At 48.6% G+C, this 21,795-nt stretch carries 17 protein-coding genes; 7 read left to right on the forward strand and 10 right to left on the reverse strand.

Going from position 1 to position 21,795, the window contains the following annotated elements:
- Positions 1-109 precede the first annotated feature (109 nt).
- A complete protein-coding gene (locus tag QFZ51_RS21485) occupies positions 110-2,926 on the forward strand; it encodes an outer membrane beta-barrel protein (RefSeq protein WP_429048732.1) in 2,817 nt (938 codons plus the stop codon).
- Positions 2,927-2,989: 63 nt separating this feature from the next.
- Here the strand turns inward: QFZ51_RS21485 and QFZ51_RS21490 are convergent, their stop codons facing one another.
- Positions 2,990-3,805: a GLPGLI family protein gene (locus QFZ51_RS21490; protein ID WP_429048734.1), complete on the reverse strand. Its 816-nt coding sequence runs from the start codon at positions 3,803-3,805 to the stop codon at positions 2,990-2,992.
- A gap of 159 nt (positions 3,806-3,964) precedes the next feature.
- Here QFZ51_RS21490 and QFZ51_RS21495 point away from each other — a divergent pair, with 159 nt between their 5' ends.
- Both QFZ51_RS21495 and QFZ51_RS21500 read left to right on the forward strand, forming a co-directional pair.
- The gene (locus QFZ51_RS21495; protein WP_429048735.1) at positions 3,965-5,467 is read left to right on the forward strand and encodes a sensor histidine kinase; all 1,503 of its coding nucleotides are present in this window, start codon (positions 3,965-3,967) and stop codon (positions 5,465-5,467) included.
- A gap of 1 nt (position 5,468) precedes the next feature.
- A complete protein-coding gene (locus tag QFZ51_RS21500; RefSeq protein ID WP_429048737.1) occupies positions 5,469-6,152 on the forward strand; it encodes a response regulator transcription factor in 684 nt (227 codons plus the stop codon).
- A gap of 87 nt (positions 6,153-6,239) precedes the next feature.
- Here QFZ51_RS21500 and QFZ51_RS21505 read toward each other — a convergent pair whose 3' ends face one another.
- On the reverse strand, positions 6,240-7,118 hold the full coding sequence (locus QFZ51_RS21505) for a polysaccharide lyase (protein WP_429048738.1): 879 nt from the start codon (positions 7,116-7,118) through the stop codon (positions 6,240-6,242).
- A 46-nt stretch (positions 7,119-7,164) separates the two neighbouring features.
- Entirely contained in the window at positions 7,165-8,793 is a 1,629-nt protein-coding gene (locus tag QFZ51_RS21510; RefSeq protein ID WP_429048740.1) for a glycosyl hydrolase family 18 protein, read from the reverse strand.
- A 180-nt stretch (positions 8,794-8,973) separates the two neighbouring features.
- On the opposite strand from QFZ51_RS21510, the gene QFZ51_RS21515 reads away from it, so the two are divergent.
- Positions 8,974-10,113: a M23 family metallopeptidase gene (locus QFZ51_RS21515; RefSeq protein WP_429048742.1), complete on the forward strand. Its 1,140-nt coding sequence runs from the start codon at positions 8,974-8,976 to the stop codon at positions 10,111-10,113.
- 2 nt (positions 10,114-10,115) lie between these two features.
- On the opposite strand, the gene QFZ51_RS21520 is transcribed toward QFZ51_RS21515, so the two are convergent.
- Complete coding sequence (locus QFZ51_RS21520; protein WP_429048744.1) at positions 10,116-11,018, reverse strand: AraC family transcriptional regulator; 903 nt, start codon at positions 11,016-11,018, stop codon at positions 10,116-10,118.
- A 174-nt stretch (positions 11,019-11,192) separates the two neighbouring features.
- Here QFZ51_RS21520 and QFZ51_RS21525 point away from each other — a divergent pair, with 174 nt between their 5' ends.
- The 3 genes from QFZ51_RS21525 to QFZ51_RS21535 all read left to right on the forward strand — a co-directional run bounded on the left by QFZ51_RS21525 (position 11,193) and on the right by QFZ51_RS21535 (position 13,969).
- A complete protein-coding gene (locus QFZ51_RS21525) occupies positions 11,193-11,594 on the forward strand; it encodes a GlcG/HbpS family heme-binding protein (protein WP_370910470.1) in 402 nt (133 codons plus the stop codon).
- A gap of 18 nt (positions 11,595-11,612) precedes the next feature.
- On the forward strand, positions 11,613-12,803 hold the full coding sequence (fdhA, locus tag QFZ51_RS21530; RefSeq protein WP_429048746.1) for a formaldehyde dehydrogenase, glutathione-independent: 1,191 nt from the start codon (positions 11,613-11,615) through the stop codon (positions 12,801-12,803).
- 131 nt (positions 12,804-12,934) lie between these two features.
- A complete protein-coding gene (locus QFZ51_RS21535; RefSeq protein WP_429048748.1) occupies positions 12,935-13,969 on the forward strand; it encodes a hypothetical protein in 1,035 nt (344 codons plus the stop codon).
- 4 nt (positions 13,970-13,973) lie between these two features.
- Here the strand turns inward: QFZ51_RS21535 and QFZ51_RS21540 are convergent, their stop codons facing one another.
- The 6 genes from QFZ51_RS21540 to QFZ51_RS21565 form a co-directional block, all read right to left on the reverse strand.
- Positions 13,974-15,251: a TCR/Tet family MFS transporter gene (locus QFZ51_RS21540; RefSeq protein ID WP_429048750.1), complete on the reverse strand. Its 1,278-nt coding sequence runs from the start codon at positions 15,249-15,251 to the stop codon at positions 13,974-13,976.
- Between the two features lie 255 nt (positions 15,252-15,506).
- Entirely contained in the window at positions 15,507-17,195 is a 1,689-nt protein-coding gene (locus QFZ51_RS21545; RefSeq protein ID WP_429048752.1) for a GH39 family glycosyl hydrolase, read from the reverse strand.
- Between the two features lie 6 nt (positions 17,196-17,201).
- Entirely contained in the window at positions 17,202-18,428 is a 1,227-nt protein-coding gene (locus QFZ51_RS21550; protein WP_429048754.1) for an MFS transporter, read from the reverse strand.
- A gap of 38 nt (positions 18,429-18,466) precedes the next feature.
- On the reverse strand, positions 18,467-19,369 hold the full coding sequence (locus tag QFZ51_RS21555) for a DMT family transporter (RefSeq protein ID WP_429048756.1): 903 nt from the start codon (positions 19,367-19,369) through the stop codon (positions 18,467-18,469).
- 3 nt (positions 19,370-19,372) lie between these two features.
- The gene (locus QFZ51_RS21560) at positions 19,373-19,819 is read right to left on the reverse strand and encodes a hypothetical protein (RefSeq protein WP_429048758.1); all 447 of its coding nucleotides are present in this window, start codon (positions 19,817-19,819) and stop codon (positions 19,373-19,375) included.
- Between the two features lie 153 nt (positions 19,820-19,972).
- On the reverse strand, positions 19,973-21,643 hold the full coding sequence (locus QFZ51_RS21565; RefSeq protein ID WP_429048759.1) for a hypothetical protein: 1,671 nt from the start codon (positions 21,641-21,643) through the stop codon (positions 19,973-19,975).
- Between the last annotated feature and the right edge of the window lie 152 nt (positions 21,644-21,795).

Raw genomic sequence — 21,795 nt, forward strand, 5'->3', positions numbered from 1 at the left:
GCAGGGCTTCAATATCATTTTATTAACCTTCCTTAACATTAATGCAAGGCTTGTTAACCTGCTTTTGCCACACCCGGACCTACTTTCGGTAACAAAGTAAACGTCCGCTATGCAAAAATATTACCTGTGGCTTCTTATCTCCTGTTTATCCCTTGCCGCCAACGCACAAAGGAATGGTGTTATCAAAGGCACCGTGTCTGATACCAGTGCCGGCCGGCCAGTGGCATCAGCCACTATCACCCTGCTGCAGGGAAAAGACTCCTCACTGGTTTCCTTTACCATGACCAACGACAAAGGATATTTTGAAATCAACGGCATACACGCCGGCGAATACCGGCTGCTCATCACGCATGTAAAATACCACTCTCTCCAGCGCATGGTAACGATCAGCAACGCAACGCCCGTGATGAACTTCCCTGCTCTTGTGCTTCACGACCTCAGTATCCAGCTCAATGAAGTAGCCGTAACCGGAGAAGCACCACCGGTAACACTCGTAGGCGACACTATCCAGTATAATGCGGGCTCTTTTAAAACACCGCCCAATTCCAGCGTAGAACAACTGTTGAAAAAACTACCCGGCGTAGAGGTGGCAAAAGACGGCACCGTAAAAGCACAGGGCCAGAAAGTAAACCGCGTGATGGTTGATGGAAAAGAGTTTTTTGGCAAAGATCCCAAAATGGCAACTAAAAATCTCCCTGCCGATGCAGTCGACAAAGTACAGGTATACGACCGCCTCAGCGATGCGGCACAACTCACCGGCTTTGATGATGGCAACAGCGAAAAAACCATTAACCTGAAACTCAAACAGGATAAAAAGAAAGGCATGTTTGGAAAAGCCATGGCCGGCGCGGGTACCAGCGACCGGTACGAAGGCCGCTTTAACATCAATTCCTTCAAAGGAGCGCGGCAACTTTCCGTTATCGGCATGGCCAACAACACCAATGCAGAAGGCTTCTCCTTTATGGATATGATGAGCTTCAGCGGAGAACTGAACCGCATGCGGCAAAGCGGCAGCGGCAACGCCAGTTTCACCATGAGCGCCGACGACCCCGCCGCCGCATTCATGGGCGGCAGCAGCGGCAACGGCATTAAAACCGTATGGGGCGGCGGGATCAATTATAATAACATCATCGGAAAAAAAACAGAATTTACCAGCAGCTACTTTTATAACCGCTATAATCCTTACCAGGAAAGCGAAATACAACGCCAGTATTTCCTGCCGGACTCCTCTTATTTCTACAACCAGCACGCTACCAGCAACAACATCAATAATACCCACCGCCTCAACCTGGGCGCCGATATCCAGATCGACTCCCTGCACTCGGTTAAAATATCATCGTCTTTTGGTTACCAGGAAAACCGCAGCAAAAGCTACAGCAAATATGAAACCCTTTCGGAAAGCCAGCAGCTGGCCAATGAAGGCTTCAGCAATAACTACTCCGCAGGTCATGGCTCCAATTTCAGCAATGATGTATTGTTCCGTAAAAAATTCCTGCGCAAAGGCCGCACGTTTTCACTCAATCTGCAAAACAGTAGCAATAACAGTGAAAGCAATGGCAGCCTGCTTTCCGTAAATCATTTTTATAACCACCCTGCCTCCCAGCCCGGTTACGATTCCATCCACCAGCGCAATACCATATCCGGAGATATGAACAGCTATAACGCCCGCGCCGTATATACGGAACCGTTATTCAAGCACTCACTGATGGAGTTCAGTATCGGCAACAGCTATACGAAAACTACTTCCGATAAAATCACTTATGATTACAACGGCGATAACGGGAAGTTCGACCAGCCAAATCCTGCGCTGACAAACAACTTCGAAAATGCCTATAGCTATACCAATGCAGGTATCCGTCTGCGTACAAAACAAAAGAAATACAGTCTCGCTGCGGGCCTCAACTGGCAGTATGCTTCGCTGAAAGGCACCATCATCGCCGGCACCAAAGACTCCGTGATCCGTCAAACGTTTTATAACCTGTTACCATCGCTGCGTTTCCAATACGACTTTACCCGTTACCGGAACCTCAGCATCAACTACGCAGCCATTACCAACCAGCCCGATATGTCGCAGCTGCAACCGGTGCCGGACATCAGCGATCCCCTCAATATCCGCGAAGGCAACCCCGATCTGAAACCGGAGTTAACGCACGCCGTACAGCTCAACTTCATTTCGGTAAACCCCTTCAGAAATAAAAACCTGTTCGCTTTCTTCAACATCCAGGAAACGCAGAACAAGATTGTGAATGATGATGTGGTGGATAGTCTTGGTATTAAATACAGCCGGCCAGTGAATGTAAACGGTGTTTTCAACATGACCGGCAGCATTAGTCTGGGCCTGCCTCTGCGGGCCTTGAAAGGCACGGTTAACTTCAGCAGCAACGTAGGTTACAGCAAAACCAAGCAGTTTATCAACAAGGTATCCAACGGTATCAGTACGGTTACGCTGGGGCCTTCTGTACGTTTTGACCTGAACCCTTCGGATAAGCTGAACCTCACGTTTGGCGGGGGGATTAATTACTACAAAACAGCTTACTCCCTGCAGCCTGCCCTCAACACCGGCTATTTTCTGCAACAATATGACGGAGAAGTAAACTGGCAGCTGCCTGCAAATTTTTATGTGAGTACCAGTTTTAACTATACTATTAACAGCCGCCGCACAGATGGATTTAATGCAAAGGTGCCGTTATGGAATGCGTCTGTCAGCCGCCAGTTCCTTCGCTTTAACCGCGGGGAGCTGAAGCTGAGTGTATTTGATATCCTGAATGAAAATGTGGGTATTAACCGCAGCACCAACCAAAATTATATTGAAGACAGCCGCACGAAAAACCTGCAACGCTTTTTCCTGTTGAGCTTCACTTACAGTCTTAGTAAGAATGGCATTTTCAATGCTGCAGCGCCGGGGATCAGGATGATCCGGCGTTAAAAAGTAAGGGGCATAAGAAAGGGGCCGGATGATATCATCCGGCCCCTTTCTTATGGCAGTTATTTACTGTGCTATCCTGATACTGCGTGTGGCGCCGCCGCCATTGCGCTGCATTTCGTTCATCAGCTTCTCCCGTGCTTTATTAAACTCCTCTTCCGTTACCTTTTTCCCTTTGGAAGGCTCCCGGATGGCAGCAAGATCTGCCTGCGGCGATACTTCCAGCGCCTGGTAAACGGTAGCGCCGTTGTTGATGTCAACAGCCAGGATAAGCCCGGGAAGCTGTCCCTGGAAGTCCGGCCCGGCAGGCACCGGGATAGCCAATGTAAACCAGGCGGTGATATTGGCCGTATCGGCCACCTCTTTGGTTTTCATCTGCCCGTTTTCCATGGAGGTCATGGAACGCTTGCCGATACGCTGCGTTACGGCCTGCTGGCAGGGATAATTAAGTATAGTACGGGTTTCGCCCGTGATCTTCCAGTTGAGCCGGTGGATACTGTCCGTAATAAGGTAGTTCTTTGCAGCAAACTCACGTTGTTCTACTACGCGGTCGTTGGAGAAACTGGTATAGGTCACGTCGTTGTCGCCGGCCACCATCATGCGGATATGCATACCACCTTCCCCGGCGAATTCTTCGGGAGCATCTTCCTCCACGGCGCGGCGCAGCGACTGCCCGTTGCCAAACAATACTTCGAGCTTATCTTTCCTGGAATGCGGCAGTATGTTATCGGGCTCCGGTCCTGCGTCTGCACCAGCGGCCATTCCCATCATCCGCATCTGCATCTGTACAGTGCGCTCGTAGAGCACGCGTCCCTGCTGTTGCTGGCCACTGGCGGTTAACAGGCATCCACTGATGGCTAACGTAAAAATTATCTTCTTCATGTTACATACATTTAAGAAAATAAAGCTATTTCCTTCCTGCCGGAACAGAGGTTAACATCACTTGATTTAATGTTAATTTAGGTTAATGTTTCCGCGTTGGGAAGCAGGAAATGATACATTTGCGGTAGTATTGTTATTTCTTACCATTCAATCAACATAGTGCGATATAAACTTTCCATACCGGCTACCATTTCCCTGATTGCGCTGACCATCCTGCTGATCACCGCTTTCCAGGCATACTGGCTGAGCAATAACTACCGGGAGGAAAAAAGATTGTTTACCGCCCGCACCAATATTCTTTTCCGGGAAACCATTTTTCGCCTGCAGGCCGTAAAGCTCAACCTGGATTCCAATATCAGCCTGCGGGTACATGACCGTGCGGGTATGACGGGTGTCACCAATGTGTTGCAGGAAAGAATGAGAGATTCTACCATGAGCGCTCCTGCCATGCCCATCAGAAAGCGGACGATGTTTGTGGCAGTAGATCCTGCATCGATGCCGGAAGATGATTCTGTGAATGTACAATACGGCGTTACCAAAGGAGTTCCCGCTACAACGGTATTCCAGTTCCTGGCCGGTGTAGATTCCCTCAGGGATTCTATTACCGTAAAAGAAGTGGTGGACCGGTACCAACGGGCACTGGAACGGGAAAAGATTAACGTTTCCTTTACTGTTAATACCATTCCCTTAGATACTACTACCAATCATATGTTCAATACCTTCCCGGATGACCTGGAAGGTAATACGGTGACCATCGGTTTTACCAAACCCATGAGTTACCAGGTTTTATTTGAAAACAATACCTGGTACCTGCTGAAACGCATCAGTCAGCCGATACTGATATCCTTTTTCCTCCTGGCTGTTACCATCTTCTCTTTCCTGCTGCTTTACCGCAACCTGAAACAACAACAACGGCTGGCACAACTCAAAAATGATTTTATCAGCAACATGACGCATGAGCTGAAAACGCCTATCGCCACTGTTAGTGTGGCCATTGAAGCGCTGAGAAATTTTGACGCACTGGAAGATCTGCAAACAACACTCGAATACCTCGATATATCGGCCAATGAAATGAACCGCCTCGCACTGCTGGTAGATAAAGTGCTGAAATTATCAATGTTTGAAAACAGGGAAATTCCTTTGAACAAAGAACCTTTCGATCTTACAGACCTTACCCGCAGCGTAATGATTTCCATGAAGCTGCAGTTTGAAAAACAACGCGCGGTTACCACGCTGAAAAGAACAGGTCATAACTTTATCATCACCGCCGATAAACTGCATATGACCAGCGTATTGTACAACCTGCTGGATAATGCATTAAAGTACAGTAGCCAGGACCCCAATATCCTGATCCACATCATTGATCACAAACAATACCTGGAACTGCGTGTAACCGACAACGGTATAGGCATTGCGCGTGAATATAAAAACAAGATCTTTGAGAAATTTTTCCGCGTGCCCAGTGGCAACCGGCATAATATAAAAGGATATGGCCTGGGGCTCAGTTATGTATCTCACATTATACAATCGCACATGGGCTTTATTGAAGTGGAAAGTGAGCTGCATAAAGGCAGTACGTTTTCCATCAAGCTTCCCTTCGCAGAAGCGCCGGTTATTCATTACGACAAAAACCGCCGGGTGATAAAGCTTAAAACAGGATGAAATGAGTATTAAAATTTTATATATCGAAGATGAACTGTCGCTGGGCAAAATAGTGAAAGAAAGTTTACAGCGACGGGGATACGAAGTAATACTGGAAAGCGATGGCGCCCATGTAATGCAATTGTTCAAACAGGTAAACCCTGCCGTATGCGTGCTGGATATCATGTTGCCCAATAAAGACGGATTTGAAATTGCCGCCGAAATACGCGCTATCAACCAGGAAGTACCCATCCTGTTCCTCACCGCCAAAACACAAACCAACGACCTCGTAAAAGGGTTTACGCTGGGAGGCAACGATTATATCCGCAAGCCTTTCAGTATGGAAGAACTGATTGTACGTATTGAAAACGTATTGCGTAAATCAGATAAAACACCCGCTCCTGCTACCAATCACATCAAAATCGGTAAGTTCCGGTTTTATACCAATCGCCAGGTACTGGCCAACGATGTAGAAGAAAAAAAGCTGTCGTACAAAGAAAGCGAATTACTCAAACTACTATACGAAAACCGCGATGGCATCATCGACCGGAAAAACATCCTCGACCTGCTCTGGGGACATGATTCCTTTTTCAACAGCCGCAACCTGGATGTATATATTACCCGGCTGCGCGTACACCTGAAAGAGGATGACAACCTGCAGATCCTCACCATTAAAGGTGTAGGATACCGGTTTGTGCTGGGTTGATTTTTTTATTGCAGATGATCGTCGTGTGCTTCTTTAAAAATATGCGCATAAAAAAGCCCGCCGGCATTGCACCGGCGGGCTTCTTCATTAATTAATCTTATGAATGCTCAGGTTATCATAGTAAATATAACCTACGGTAGATGATTCCCAGTAAGACTGGCTGCCACCGCGGAACGTATGAAAAGTTACGCCCCTGATCAGCCGTTTGCTGTCGTTGGTGGTCCACCGGATATCCCGGTCGAGCAGCACGGTGCCGTTGATCACGATCTGAACGTGACCATCGGTATTACTGCCGGTGTTGCTTTTTATGTACAGGTGTACGTGATAAGTAGTGCCTTTCTGGATGCTGCCGCTGGCAGGGTAAGTGAGCCCGAAGTCGTCGCCGTACTGGCCCGGCTGGTCCCTGTAATACAGGTAAGGCTGGAAGTACACCCTGTTGGCGTCGTTACGGTACCACATGAGCCGGAGGGTGCCGCCATTACCATCCCAGGCGGGATCGCCGCCGGTGTTGCCATCACCAATGGAAAAGCCGAAGCCTACTTTACCGCCACGGCTCCAGTCGAACTGGCTGTGAAAACGGATATCATAATCCATTTCATAAGCGGCGCCGTCAGATACATCGATGTTGGCCACTACCCCGCCGGCTGCGGAGAGCGCGTTGGGATCCAGCTGGATGCGGAGGTTGCCATTGGAAATGTAGCCGCGGTTGTTGTTCCAGCCGGTTACATTGCCAAAATCACTGGCAGCATTGGTAGATGTGTAGGTAGTGCCATTGGCGTAATTATCCCAGTTAACAGACCAGGTGCTGTTAATGGCGTTAATTCCTATAGCAGCATCGGCGGCAGCCAGGGTTGTGTTGCCGGGCAGGTTTGATTTCGCCAGTTCCTTCTTACAGGAAATAAAACTGACACTGAATAACAGCAGTCCGGCTGCTGCAACATTACGTGAGAAAACAGTGGAATTCATGAATGTGTAATTGTGGGTGAGAAAATAGGTTTATCATCAGGAGGGTTTACTGTATAATGATTTTCTTCACGAGCCGTTTGTTGTCGTGCATCACTTCCAGGATATACGTGCCGCCGGCGACGGTGCCGGTATTTATGTTGAAGGTTTTTGCATTAGGCTGCTGCACGGCCACGGGCTGCATGCCCGCGCTGATCAGGGTAGCCTTTACAGGCGCCTTCGGGTTATAGTGTTGCAGGGTAACGGTAAATGCACTGCCCGAACGGATGGGATTGGGATATACACTGATAGCAGCGGCGGCAGCTTCTTCCGGGATGGCCCCATGCGTGGCAGCAACGGCAGCGGTGATGCTACTGATGGCTGCCAGTCCGCTCACCGCTCCATAATTGAACGATTCCCATGTGCCAACGGTAGTTCTCCAGGAGCTCATTGCCTGCGTGCCATTTTCCGAGCAGATATAGCCGCCATTGTTGCACAACAGTGAAATGGTGCCGTTGCTGTTATTGATCCAGGTGAATTTTTCCCAGTCCTGGATACTGGTACGGTTACACGTAATGGCCTGCGTACCGTTTTCGGATGATATATACTTGCCCTGGCTGCGTAAAGCAATTTTGCCGCCGCCGGCATCCACTACGGTAAACTGTTCCCAGCCCTGTGCGCTGGTACGGTTGCAGTTCATTGCCTGGGTGCCATTCTCGCCGCTCACATACAGGTTGTTGTTGCCGCGCAGCCATATCGTTTGCCCAACAGGCGCATTGCCGCCCGGGTTGCCGGTACGGCTAAGTACTACCTCATGAATGGCCGACAGCAACGAATTGGCTCCTGTGGCGTCCTGCGACAACTCCCAGATCATCACACCGCTGCCCTGGTCAAAAGCCAGGTTCGTTTTTTGTTTGATGGTAGTAATGCCGTTGTAGCCAACATTATCAAATACATCGGCATAAGGATTGGCGCCACGCGCCACCAGCTGAGCGTACGACTCCCAGGTGGGCCTTCCGTAAAAAGGCACGCCAAGCACGGTTTTGGACGCTGGGAGTCCGCGGCCGCGCCAGTAGTTCACCGACTGGGTAGCATAACTGTAAGTAGAGTGGTCGAAGTTATTGTAGTCGTAAGCCATGAGGTTATAAAAATCTACCAACGCAAAAGCGCTGTTTAAGATACTGGCCCCGCCGGTACCCACAATAGCGCCGGTAAGGAGTTTACCCCTGTTATGCATCTCTGTGCTGAGCTGCGTCATCAGCGTAATATAGTTATTGGCCGATGCGCCGGCATCTGGATACTCCCAGTCGATATCCACGCCATCAAGACCATACTGGTTCACGAAATTGATCATGTTGGTCACGAAATTATTGCGGTAGGTACTGTTGGCGGCGAGCGATTCAAAGCCGCTGTCGTTCCCATCATTCCAGCCGCCCACAGATATCAGCACCTTTACATTATTGGCATGCGCAGTGCTCACCAGGCTCTGTAACTTCGCGGGGTTATCGATTGCCTGCAAACCGCCGGTACTGGTAGGCAACAGGAATGCGTAATTGATATGAGTAAGCTTACTATACTGCACCTGGTTTACATTACCTGCCCAGGAAGGCATATATCCAATAACGCGGAAAGGGGTTTGAGCAATGGTATTAAACGCACAAACAAGGAGGATAGCTAACAGCTTTAGAAATGGTTTCATACGGGTAGTTTTTTGGTGGAAAAGAAATGTGGATTAATCCTTTCAAAAGTAGAGGTTCGCATAAAAGAACCATCATCCGGCACTACGGCATTACTACGTCACAGGGATATTTTTTTATATTTCGCGGGTAATCAGTAACGGAAGAAGAAGTTGCTTATCTTTTCATTCTAAATAATACCCGTGATAAGCCATATAAAGAAAGCGCTGCTTCCCCTGTTCATCCTGCCCGCCTTCCTCTGCCAGGCACAGGACAACCGCATCCCTGCCCTGCCTCCGGCGCTTGAAATACAAGTACACCACGTTCCCAAACCGGTAGTAACCGGCGGACATCCTGTACTCTTCTACGAAATTCATCTTACCAACTTCTCTCCCTGGCCCCTGCTGCTCACAAAAGTGGAAGCACAGGATGCGAAGAATACCACTGCTTTGACGCTGATAAAAGACACCGACCTGTTGCAACGACTTGCTGCACCCGGACAGAAATCCCCCACCGCCACCATACCGCCCGGTAATATGGCGGTGCTGTTTGTGGAATATTCCGCTGCCGCCGCTCAATTCCCTCCTGAAATTATTCACCAGGTATCTTTCAAAAATACCCTTCGTGATACGGCCACGGAATATACCATCACGGGCGCGGCCATACAACTGGTAACCAGTCCGGCAATTGTATTGGGCGCCCCGCTGAAAGGAGGCCCCTGGACCGCCGTTTACAGCCCGGTATGGGCACAGGGGCACCGCCGCGTGATATTTGTAAAGGATGGAGTAGCACGTATCCCCGGAAGATTTGCCGTTGACTTTGTAAAGCTCGACAGCACCGGGAAATTCGCCGCCGGCGATGAGGACAGGATCACTAACTGGTACGGCTATGGCGCCGGCATACTGGCAGTGGCAGACGGCGTGGTTAGTTCCACCAGAACCGATTTCCCGGAAAGCACCGCATTATCCAATCACCCCGATTATGCCGCCCACCTGGCCACGGGCAATTATATCTCTTTAAAAATAGCGGACAACACCTACGTGTTTTATGAACACCTGCAGCCGGAAAGTATCGTGGTAAAAGCAGGCCAGCGGGTAAAGAAAGGAGACGTGATCGCCCGGCTGGGATTCACAGGTCAGTCCACCGGACCGCACCTTCACCTGCATGTGGCGAACGCCGATGCGCCACTGGGCGCAGAAGGACTTCCCTTTGTATTTGAAAAATTTACGCTGACGGGTACTATCCCCGACTTCAACAAATTTGGCAGCGCGCCGTATATTCCGCAATCACAACCCGTACGCCGTGAGCTGCCCGTTTCCAATAGCGTCATCACATTTCCGTGATACTATTTACGGTATTCCCTGGGCGTAATTCCCTCTGCCCGTTTAAACAATTTAATAAAGTAATTCAGGTTATTAAACCCCGATTGGTAACACACATCCGTGATACTCAATGCAGGATCCGCCATGATCTGCTTTGCGCGCCGGATGCGCTCCTGCAAAATATACTCCAGCGGTGAAATACCATATTGCTCTTTAAATGCCTGGAAAAAAACGGAACGGCTCATGCAGGATACTTTTGCCAACGCATCAATAGTAATCTTTTGGGTAAGATGCTCCCTGATATATTGCAACACAGGTGTAAACCGGTGATTACCTACTCCTGCATCATTAATGGCCACCAGGTTTTGTGTTTGTATAATACGCAGTAATAAAAATTTCAGCGAGAGATCTGCCAGTGCATCCTTTGCAGGATCACTCTCCATGCTGATCCCGATCAGTTTATTCATACTGGCGGCCAGCTCTTTGTTATTTAAAAAGTGATACCGGCTGAAATTCAGCTGCCATTCAAACGGCGCCGCCTTATTGGGATACTGCTCATTCAGAAAAGCCAGGTTCTTATTCACCATATCCCAGTCGAGCGCCAGGGTGGCGCACTGCACCGGATGCCTTTCATCCGCCTCCGGAAAATCTACTTTCATAGACACGCCTTCCGGCAGGATCACACTTTCTCCCGGCAAAAAAAAGAACTCTTCCGATCCGGACAACGACATGATCTTTTTACCCCGCATCATACTGGATACTACCAGCCCGTTATAAGAGAGTGCCACATTACTGCAGCGGTGAAAAGTTTCAAAGATGTTCAGCTCACAGTGCCGCAGGTTAAACACCCGGCGGTGCTCTACCATCGTATCCAGCGAAGTGGCATCACTCAGGTTAATAGGAGAAAGATGGCATATCTGGTTCATGGTGGAATTTTTATCGTAACGCAGGTTTTCCGCCTTATAAATTTATCGATAAATTCCCGTTGGATCATCAAAGAAATAAAAAAATAGCATCGTTCTATCAATCAGGATAATCGTTCAATTCCCCCATCTCCAATATGCCTAATATTGGTCATTCCTTCACATTAAAATCCTGTTATGAATATCACGTTAAAACAGGCGGAAGCTGTTATTGCTGCTGCTAAAGCCAAAGCCACCGAAATTAAAACACTGATGAACATTGCAGTCGTGGATGCAGGTACCAACCTTATCGCCTTTGTTCACATGGACGACGCCTGGCTGGGGTCTATAGATATTTCGCAGAAAAAAGCCCGCACGGCACGATACTTCAATATGCCCACCGGCGAAATCGGCAAGCTGTCGCAACCAGGCGGCTCCTTGTATAATATTGAACATTCCAATGGTGGCCTCATCACCTTCCCCGGCGGCGTGGTCATCCGCAATGAAAAAAATGAGATCATCGGCGCCGTAGGCGTATCCGGCGACTCCGTGGAAAATGATCATATAGTGGCGCAGGCAGGCGCAGATGCGATTAAATAACTTCTAAAAAGATATGGTATGTGTAAAAATCATGGTGTTGCTTATATAGAACCCGGTGTGGTGGAGGTAAGGGAAATTGATTACCCCAAACTGGCTTTGGGCGACCGTAAATGTGAACATGGGGTGATCCTGAAAATAGTGTCCACTAATATCTGCGGAAGCGATCAGCACATGGTGCGGGGACGTACTACCGCTCCTGCCGGACTGGTACTGGGACATGAGATTACCGGCCTGGTCATTGAAGCAGGCAGGGATGTGGAATTTATCAAAGTAGGCGACCTCGTTTCGGTGCCTTTCAATATTGCCTGCGGACGTTGCCGCAACTGCAAAGCAGGGCAAACAGGCATCTGCCTGAATGTAAATCCTGCCCGCCCCGGCGCAGCTTATGGCTACGTAGACATGGGCGGCTGGGTAGGCGGACAGGCAGAATACGTGATGGTGCCGTACGCCGATTTTAACCTGCTTAAATTTCCCGACAGCGACCAGGCCATGGAAAAGATCCGGGACCTCACGCTGCTCACGGATATTTTCCCGACGGGCTTTCATGGCGCTGTGACCGCAGGCGTAGGACCAGGCAGTATTGTTTATATCGCTGGTGCAGGTCCCGTAGGACTGGCATGCGCCGCCTCCTGCCACCTGCTTGGAGCAGCGGTAGTAATTGTGGGAGATATGATCGATGAACGGCTGGCACAAGCCAGGAGCTTTGGCTGCGAAACCATCGACCTGAAACAGGAGGCCTCCCTCGCCGACCAGATTGCCGCCATCACCGGCACGCCGGAAGTGGATTCTGCTGTCGACTGCGTAGGCTTTGAAGCCAAGGGACATGGGCACAACAGCAATGTGGAACAACCGGCCACCGTGCTGAATTCAATTATGGAGATTACCCGTGCAGGCGGACAACTGGGCATACCCGGCCTGTATGTTACCGGCGATCCCGGCGCGGTAGACGAGGCCGCCAAGAAAGGAAGCCTGAGCATCCGCATCGGCCTCGGCTGGGCAAAATCGCACTCCATTCATACCGGTCAGTGCCCCGTCATGAAATACCACCGTCAGCTGATGAACGCCATTCTGTACGATAAAATAAAAATAGCCGATGCCGTAAATGTAGAAGTGATCACCCTTAACGACTCGGTAAGAGGCTACCACGATTTTGATAAAGGCGCAGCGAAAAAGTTTGTGATTGATCCGCATGGCATGATAAGGGCATAATAAACGGGAACTAAAACAACAATGGCTGCCAGTAACGGCGGCCATTGTTGTTTTAGTTCCCAACCGCCAACGATTTGTATATTCACGGAAACCTGTTTATATTCATCTCCTTTACCAAAACCCAGCCCGGTATGCGTTTCCGCCTTTTATTTTTCCTGCTGATGTATTGCGCTATATCGCAAAGCCAACCTACTCAACCCGCCGATTACGGATTGCAGGCTTTCACCATTCACGATAACACCCTTGGAACCATTCGTTTTTATGTGAGCAGTAAAGATATCGGCAAAAAGAAACCAGTTTTACTGGCGCTGGATGGCTCCGGTCAGTACCCGATGGCGTTATTCGTGCAGCTCCGGAAAGGCTCCTTTGTCGCTAATTCATTTGATCAAGGGTTGCTGGAACTGGCAGATAAATTTCACGTGGTAATGATCAGCAAACCCGGCATCAATTTCTGTGATACAATCAATATAGATAAGGACAGCGCCAGTGTGGCAGATGCGGTTGCACTATTGTCCCCTTCAACGGAATACCGGCAGCGGGCCGGCTTGCAATGGCGCATAGCCGCGGCTTCCAGGGTGCTCGACTATGTATACAGTCACTTCCCCGTGAATAAATCGAAAGTGGTAGCGTATGGCTACTCCGAAGGTGCACAGGTAGTACCGGGACTGTCGGTGGCGAATAAAAAAATTACCCATTGCGCCTGCATCAATGGATCAGGTCTTAACCAGTTCTACGATTTTATAACCGCCGTGCGCATGAAAGCCGCCCAGGGCGCCATTTCCCCGCAGGAAGCACAGCAACAGGTGGATTCACTATTTGTGCAATTCGCTTCCATCTACGCCACCCCTCATGATACCCAACGCGAATGGGAGGGGCATTCCTATCAACGCTGGGCCAGCTTCTGCTCAGACATTCCAATGGACAACCTCACAAAACTGAACATTCCCATTTTTATGACGGCAGGTACCAATGATGTCAGCTCGCCCATTTACGGATTGGAATATGTAAAGCTGGAGTTTCTGCGGCTGGGCAAAAAGAACCTTACATTCCGGGTGTATCCCACCGATCACTCTTTCCAGGAAATGAAACGGGTTAACGGAAAAGACACCGTCATTTCCCACAAGCAGGAAATGACGGCAGATATGATGAAATGGCTGAAAATGTAATGACTTAGTGCATCGGTGTGCTGCTCAGGTCTTTGTTGTTGATCACGTCCAGCAGCTCCGGATGTTCTTTCTTTTCCCTGCTCAGCACCTTATGGATAATAACGATACTGATTAATATACAAACAGCGCCGATCAGGAAATGTACGCCCGGCAAATGGAACGGCGCTTTCGAGGAGGTGAAATAAGCAAAGGTGCTGTTCATGATCAACGGACCAATGATAGTGGTAAGACTCATCAGGCTGGTCAGTGCTCCTTGCAGTTCTCCCTGCTGGTTAGCCGGCACATGACCCGATATCACCGACTGCAGCGACGGTCCGCAGATCCCGCCCAAACAATAAGGGATCAGGAATACAAACATCATCCATCCCTGTGTGGCAAAGCCAAACAATACCAATCCCACTGCATAAAGCGCCAGCCCGAGATAAATACTTTTTTCATTACCGATTTTTGGGTTCACCACCCTGGTTAATCCGCCCTGTACCGCTCCTACCAATACTCCCACTACTGCGAGGGAAATACCCACCATTTTCTCACTCCAGTTAAAATTATAAATGGTAAAGAAATTCCAGTTGCTCTGCACTGCCTGGGCGCCCAGGTAAATAAGAAAGAAGCCGAACGCCAGTCCGCCGATTTCCGGATGCCTGGTTAAAAATTTCAGCGATCCGAACGGATTAGCCCTTTTCCATTCAAAAGACCGGCGGTTTTCCTTACTTAAAGATTCCGGCAGGAAAAAGTATCCCCATATACAGTTAACCAAACACAATACAGCAGCGGCATAAAAAGGCGCACGGATGCCCCAGTTGGCCAGCAATGCGCCCAGCGCCGGACCAAGCACAAATCCCAGTCCGAAAGCCGCACCTATCAGCCCGAAGTTCTTTGCCCTGGAAGTTTCATCCGTGCTTACATCTGCAATGTAAGCAGCAGCGGTAGTAAAGCTGGCGCCGGTAATACCTGCAATAACGCGTCCTGCAAATAACCATCCATATGCAGGCGCCAATGCCAGGATAATATAATCGATCCCAAAACCTAACAGGGAAAGTAATAATACCGGCCGGCGGCCGTATTTATCACTCAGGTTCCCGATCACCGGGGAAAATAAAAACTGCGTGATCGCAAAAACGGATAACAGCAACGCGCCATAAGTACTGGCCTCGTTAACGGGGATGTGTTTTAACTGCGCAATGAGATCTGCCATCACGGGAATAATCAATCCCCACCCCATTACGTCAATTAATAGTGTAACAAAAATAAAGCTGATAGCTGCCTTTCTGGATGTGTGCATATTGGTGTTTTTGTAAAGTATCTTTCAGATCTTTGGCGGATGTTTTCTCCTTCTCACAACGGGTATCCTGATTCGGTTTCAAATATAGGATGCACTGTTTTTTTATGGAAAACCTTTCCGGTCAGGATCATTGTTCCACCGGTAAAACACCTGGTTTTACCGGTGAAAACCTCAGGGCACAAAGATATTTACTTCATTGTCAAATGAGCGGGCAAAATAAGACAATAAAAGGGCAGTTTGCGACAGATATAAATGTTACCACGTTAGTTGGAGCAACGATACACCTTGTCCGGGTAAATCATTTGGCAGCACTATTTCACCGTTCTCCGGCTGCATCCATGCGGGCGACGACAGCAACTGTAATTGCCCGTCACTTTCCAGCTGCGCTATTTGCGAAGCGTCAGGATGCTGAGGCGATCCCATCTTTTTCCACGCTTCGTAGGCGTTGCTATGCGCAGTATCAATCCGGTAATGCTTCAGTAATACACGGGCCGGCAGTCCTTTTATTTTTATTTTTACGGGAGATGATTGTGCCGGAATAATGTTGTCGTCATGATAGTTCCACACCATTACGCTCACACTGCGCTCATCACCGGATGCTAATGCATTAATATCACGCCTGGCTCCCCGCACACTGCTGTCGAGGATCTGCTGGTAGTTATAGTTCGTGGACCCACTTACCTCCAGCCTGTTGCCCTGCATCAGGCCAAACATCCGGAATACATTTAAAACGGGTTTGTCCACCCCGTTGGTGGCAAGGTCGCGGAAGCCTGCAAACCAGGGCTGGTCTTCAAACTCAAAGGCCCAGGTCACTGCGCCTGCCAGGTTTACGCCACGGGCAGCCGCCAGGTCGTACTTCCGCGCAAACGATGCGGCGGTATAACTCGAATACATGGTGCCGTTACGGTAAGCATTGGCAGGATGAAATGCTTCTGAACACGCAGCACATCCTTCAGGATCTGATTCACCGATAATAATGGGTAGCTTCTTCAGTGACGGATAGGAAGCTACTATTTCAAAGCCTTTATCAATATCACGCAGCTGTGCGGCCATGTTCATCTGTACCACGCCGTTCACCACTTTGGGCGCACCTTTGGCGTGAAAGGTGATCACATCCAGCGGCGCGCCGGTTTTGCCGGTGGCGTAGTTTTTACCACTCACCACGTGATCCAGGAAGGTTTTAAAAAACTTGGCAGATACATCCCAGTTGGGGCCTGTTACTTCAGGGCCGCCGATCCTGGCAGTGGGCAATGCGCGTTTCACGGCGTCGGCAGTGTAATCATACAGCTTGATGTATTCTTCTGTAGTACCTTTCCAATAGCCGATATTAGGCTCGTTCCATAATTCCCAGTACCAGCTTTCCACTTCCGCTTTTCCATAACGCGCTACAGAATGCTTTACCCATTCATATACCAGCGCCGCAAATTTCTGGTAGTCTTTCGGAGGATACGCCCAGCCGGTAAATATATCGCCATACTTATTATCCGGCTGCCAGTGATGGCGGTAAGGCGAGGGCTTTACCGACAGCGCCTCCGGCATAAACCCGATCTGCGCAATCGGCTTCATGCCCCGTTCTATAAAAGTATCAAAGATCTTGTCGATGATCGTCCAGCTGTACACAGGATTCCCGGCGGCATCTTCGGTGTATGCATTGGTGGAACCCCATTTCAGCGCAGCCGTGCCATCGCCGGTTACCAGCAGGCTATGTACCCGTACGTATACCGGCACTTTACTCAATGCAGCAATTTCCGTCAGCAATTTCTTACCATCTTTCATATAGGTGTAGTTGGGCTCATCGTAGCCAAACCAGGCCCATATGGGTTTCAGCGGCCCTTTGCTTTTCCGGGCATCTACGCCTATCAACAGCGTGTCTTGTTGCGCATGTCCCGGCAATGCCGTTAAGAGCAGCAGGAGTGTAAAAAATTGTAACAGGTATTTCTGCATGGTCAATTATTTTCTGGTTATATAAAAATCACGGTACAACCGGAACACCCGGTACATCACCAACCCACTCGTCATAATCAGCAAGATATAGCTAAACGACAGGTGTTTCCCATCTTCCGCAGGCAACACATATATCAACCCGTAACTCAGCATGGAAACAATTACATTGCATAAGCCGCCCGTCAGCCCGCCGGCAATCCCCGCATTCCTGGGAAATATCTGCAAACAAAAAGTAAAATAGTTATTGTGGGTAAACCCGGCGCCCATATGCACCAGGAAAGCAAACACGAGTATCGTCCACAACCCGCCATACAGCGAAAACAACACCAGCAACAGCAAAGCCATCACCAGCTGCAACGCAAGGTTGATGCTGATCTTCTCCACAAAAGGTTTGCGGATCATTCCTTTGCTCAAAAAGCCGCCCAACATCCACGCGATGCCCAGTAACAGCGAACAGTAACCCGTGATCACAGACGACAGGTTAAAATAATGTTCAATGATAAAAGGACCGGACATGTTATATACCATCACCATCGAATAGGCCAGTCCGAGCATCACAATACCCAGTGTAAAACTGCCGGTACGGATCATCCCATAATAAATAGACAGGATCTTCGCCGGGTGAAACGGCGTGGTATGCTGGATGGTTTCCCCGCTGAAAATTATTTCCAGCAGGAATAATATTGCGGCAAAACCACCCAGGAAATAAAAATTAGATTCCCACCCAAAGGTGATTTCAAGATATCCACCGATAAAAGGGGCCACAATAGGCCCGGTAGACCAAATGATCGTAAACAGGCTCAGGTAATGCTTCAGCTGCTCCCCCTTGTAGAGGTCTACAATAAAGGCGCGCTTACTCACCACCATCATCGCTATGGTAATACCATGCAGCACCCGCATGGCATAAATGACGTAAATGTTATGCGTATTGGCAATGATCACACACGATGCACAAAAGATGAGCATCGCTACCAATGCAATCCGGTACCGGCCAAAGCTGTCCAGCAAGCCTCCTATAAAAAGCTGCGATACACCGTAGCTGATCAGGAAAAGGCTCACCGTCAGCTGGGCCTGGCTGCTGGAAATGCCGAGGGCGTTGGCCATACCCGGCAGTGACGGGATGTAAATATCCGTGGCAAAACCCGACATCGGGATCATGGCAAAAGCCAGCAGGGTGGCTATTCTTATATTGCTGTCCTTTATTCTTTTGTCCGTAACAGGGCTGGTAATCATTACAATAGCTGTTGATTCGCGTACCCAAAATACGGTATCTAATCAACTTTATTTGCCTGTTTCACCCGTTTTGAACTTAGCCAGATACCCGCCAACACCAATACGCCGCCGGCCATCTGCCAGGGAGTAAAGGTATCTTTCAGGAAGATCATGGCAATCACGGCGCCGATCACGGGGTTTAAGTTCAGGAAATTACCCACCTGGGCAGCGGGTAAACTTTCCAATGCTTTATTATAAAGAAAATAGGCCAGCGCAGAAGCAAACACTCCCAGGTAAATAATTCCGGCCCAGGCCCTCCCCGATATTTCAGGCATCCCGTGCTGGTACAATTCAACCGCCGATATGGGTATTAAGAAAGCCGAACCAATAAAAGTACTGACCGCAGTAGCTAAGATCGTATCTGTATCTTTCAGGCTCCTCGACAACAACGTATATGCGCTCCAGCAGCAAACTGCCAGCAGCATCAGTATACTTCCCCGCAATGTATGCGTTCCCTGCGGGCTTCCCACAAAACCTACCAGCACCACTCCGGTTACACATAATATAATACCGGCAATACTCCTGCCACTGATATGCTCTTTTAGCAGTAATGCTGCCGGTATGGCAATAGCCACCGGTATCAGGCCCTCCACCAGTGCACCGGTAGATGCCGGGATATAAAGCATGGCAAAATTGAACAGACCATAGTATACCGTAATTCCCAGGATGCCCATTACCGCCAGCCTTTTATAAGGCAGCTGCTGTTTTACTTTTTTACGCTGATGAAAATAAAATGGTAACAGCAATGCGCAGGCAACGATATGGCGCAGCGTGGCAAACAGGTACGGGGATACTTCCTGCACCACTGTTTTGGTAACCGCAAATGAACTGCCCCAAATGAGCATAACAAACACGATGCTGATTATTCCTTTCGTCCGGTCAGCTACAGCATTTTTTTTCACGAATCAGTTTTTCATTTTTAACATCATCTGCCTGGACGCCCAGAGCCAGGCAATTACTACACACAGGGTTATCACTAAAGCCGCGCCTGCAAGTGCCTGATAAAATAACGGATCAAACCCATTATGCATCACGTAAATAACCGATATATAGAGGACCATTACGCCGGAAACTCGCAGGCTGTACTTAATTCCGGTTACCTGATACCGGCGGGGATCAGCAAAAATCGCCATGCCGGCTCTGCCACCCCAAAACCAGGTGGCACAAAAAAGGAACACAAAAAACAACAGCATATCGATGTTGATTTGCGCATCTATAAAAAAGATCAGTCCGTTCGAAAGGTCGGACCCTGCTTCTCCCAAAAACCATATCAACTCCAGTATAATCATTGCCACCAGTTGAGCGGCGATTGCCTGCTTTCTACCAATTTGTCTTGCTGTGTCTAACGTCATCCTATCTGAAATGTAAAATTATATTGTACCAAATTAACGAAAAAGCTGCTTATGCGGCATTTCCTGGGTTTGCCCCTTAAAATAAGATAGCGTTTTTTCAGGATGGGACAGGGTGATGTTTGCTTATTCACATCCAGGCGTGGTTATAGCCCCTTATTCGCGGATATACATTTCATATGTATACGTGAATGATTTTTTTGCGCCGGCATTTACGGCCAGTTCAAAATCCAGTTGCCGTCCCTGGTTGATATCGTTTTTGTATTCAAGGTTCAGTGACTGGCTATATTTGGTACTGGCCGAAGTAACCGCGCCGCTTATTGTTTTCTGTACCTGTATATCGGCCAACCGGCCCTTGCTGTTAACAACAGTAATGGTGCCTTTTACGGTAGCTAACGTGTATTTATACCCGTTATACGTTTTGGCCTCTTTTTTCACCGAAACAAGCGCTTCTTTTTCCTGTACCAGGATATCCGGCGAAGTGGTAATAAATATGGGCGTAGAGGCGCCTTTGGCGGTAAACTTAAGCACATCCTGTGCAATGGGCTTTTGTGTATTTTTTTGTAAGATTAAAACAGCGCCTGATGTAAATGGATTGTCGGTATTATTGTAGATTTCAACAAAGTGGTTCACTTTGTTGGGCGATGCACTACGCGCTGCATGACTCGCGGCTTCCATTTCTTCTGATGCCGCATCGTCATCGCCGTTTGTCCGGTAGGTACTCATCACAGATGCGGGCAATACCGTTTTATAAAAATGGCGGATCTTCACCGTTTTTTTAAACACCGGATATTGCGCCCTTTCTCCTTTGCGGAGGCTAATGTTTTTCAGTGTATAAAAATAGAGGTCTTCGTTTTCCACTGCCACATTATTTTCCGATGGCGCCTCTTCAGGCATTACAACGGATTCCACCATCCTGTCCCTGGCGTAATCCGACCTCATTTGTGTGGCGTTGCTGTATATATTGGCGTTTTCTGTACCACCGGTAGCGCTAAAGTTAAGCAGGGTAGCCAGTGTGGTAGCCTGCGAAAAATTGGGTACCCCCATCACAAAGTCAACATCCGTATTCTTAATATCTTCTACATTATTATTTACTTCTGCCTGCAGGTTGAGCGTTGCTTCTGTTTCAGACGCTAATTGCAATTGGTAAACAGGGGTCCAGCTCAATCCGTTTTGCAGGTACATCATGGTAAAGGACTGCTGCCCGCTTTGCGCAAAATGTATGGTAACTACAGGTTTTTGAACGGCTATACGCGCGGTTGTAGTGCGACTGGGCTTATCTTCAAATGTAATTGTCTTGATGGTGGCAGGCTCTATACCGATCCATTTACCATTCATTTTCAGCAAAAGAACGGGGTTGGCCGGGGCATACAGCCGGTCAAACTGGTATTGCCCGCGGTATTCATTCGTTAATTGCATTTGCTGCAACTGCAGCCTGCTGTTAATTTCTTCGGGCAGGTCAAAGTCTTCCACACTGCCTTTGTAAGTATTATTATCTGTGGCAACAATTGTAATATTCTTGCCTTTGTTGGCATGCAGCAGTTCTAAAAAGCTGTTGGCTTTTCTTTCCTGTATTTCATTTATCTGCTCTACCCGGCTGCTCACGCGGCTTACAGGATTAGTAGTGCCGGCAAACCAATAAGTGCCAAATAACGCCACCGGTAGACTGTTTAGCCGGAAGCCACTGTCGGGTACCTGGGCGGTTATTTCTTTTACCACAAAGGATTGCCCGTTTTTAAATACAGACAATGATTTGATAACCGCATTATCCTGTGCAACAAGCGTTATGCCTGTAGCCAGTAACAATGCCACTAAAATAAATTTCATACGCATAATTGCTGTTTTAAACCCTGAGGCTGTAATGATACACAATAATAAACACAATTGCTTCCTGATAATATCCCTGGAAACAGGTATAATAACCTGTGTATATTCTCTTTAATTTCAGGGGCCATATGCAGGCAGGAATCAAACAAGAA

Origin of the sequence: Chitinophaga sp. W3I9 (assembly GCF_050434025.1) — a bacterium.
In the GTDB taxonomy this organism is placed as follows: domain Bacteria; phylum Bacteroidota; class Bacteroidia; order Chitinophagales; family Chitinophagaceae; genus Chitinophaga.

Bases quoted from the DNA above. Each gene is read 5' to 3' on its own strand.
- QFZ51_RS21485 (WP_429048732.1), top strand. From the start codon at position 110: ATGCAAAAATATTACCTGTGGCTTCTTATCTCCTGTTTATCCCTTGCC.
- QFZ51_RS21490 (WP_429048734.1), bottom strand. From the start codon at position 3,805: ATGAAGAAGATAATTTTTACGTTAGCCATCAGTGGATGCCTGTTAACC.
- QFZ51_RS21500 (WP_429048737.1), top strand. From the start codon at position 5,469: ATGAGTATTAAAATTTTATATATCGAAGATGAACTGTCGCTGGGCAAA.
- QFZ51_RS21505 (WP_429048738.1), bottom strand. From the start codon at position 7,118: ATGAATTCCACTGTTTTCTCACGTAATGTTGCAGCAGCCGGACTGCTG.
- QFZ51_RS21510 (WP_429048740.1), bottom strand. From the start codon at position 8,793: ATGAAACCATTTCTAAAGCTGTTAGCTATCCTCCTTGTTTGTGCGTTT.
- QFZ51_RS21520 (WP_429048744.1), bottom strand. From the start codon at position 11,018: ATGAACCAGATATGCCATCTTTCTCCTATTAACCTGAGTGATGCCACT.
- QFZ51_RS21525 (WP_370910470.1), top strand. From the start codon at position 11,193: ATGAATATCACGTTAAAACAGGCGGAAGCTGTTATTGCTGCTGCTAAA.
- fdhA (WP_429048746.1), top strand. From the start codon at position 11,613: ATGTGTAAAAATCATGGTGTTGCTTATATAGAACCCGGTGTGGTGGAG.
- QFZ51_RS21535 (WP_429048748.1), top strand. From the start codon at position 12,935: ATGCGTTTCCGCCTTTTATTTTTCCTGCTGATGTATTGCGCTATATCG.
- QFZ51_RS21540 (WP_429048750.1), bottom strand. From the start codon at position 15,251: ATGCACACATCCAGAAAGGCAGCTATCAGCTTTATTTTTGTTACACTA.
- QFZ51_RS21545 (WP_429048752.1), bottom strand. From the start codon at position 17,195: ATGCAGAAATACCTGTTACAATTTTTTACACTCCTGCTGCTCTTAACG.
- QFZ51_RS21550 (WP_429048754.1), bottom strand. From the start codon at position 18,428: ATGATTACCAGCCCTGTTACGGACAAAAGAATAAAGGACAGCAATATA.
- QFZ51_RS21560 (WP_429048758.1), bottom strand. From the start codon at position 19,819: ATGACGTTAGACACAGCAAGACAAATTGGTAGAAAGCAGGCAATCGCC.
- QFZ51_RS21565 (WP_429048759.1), bottom strand. From the start codon at position 21,643: ATGAAATTTATTTTAGTGGCATTGTTACTGGCTACAGGCATAACGCTT.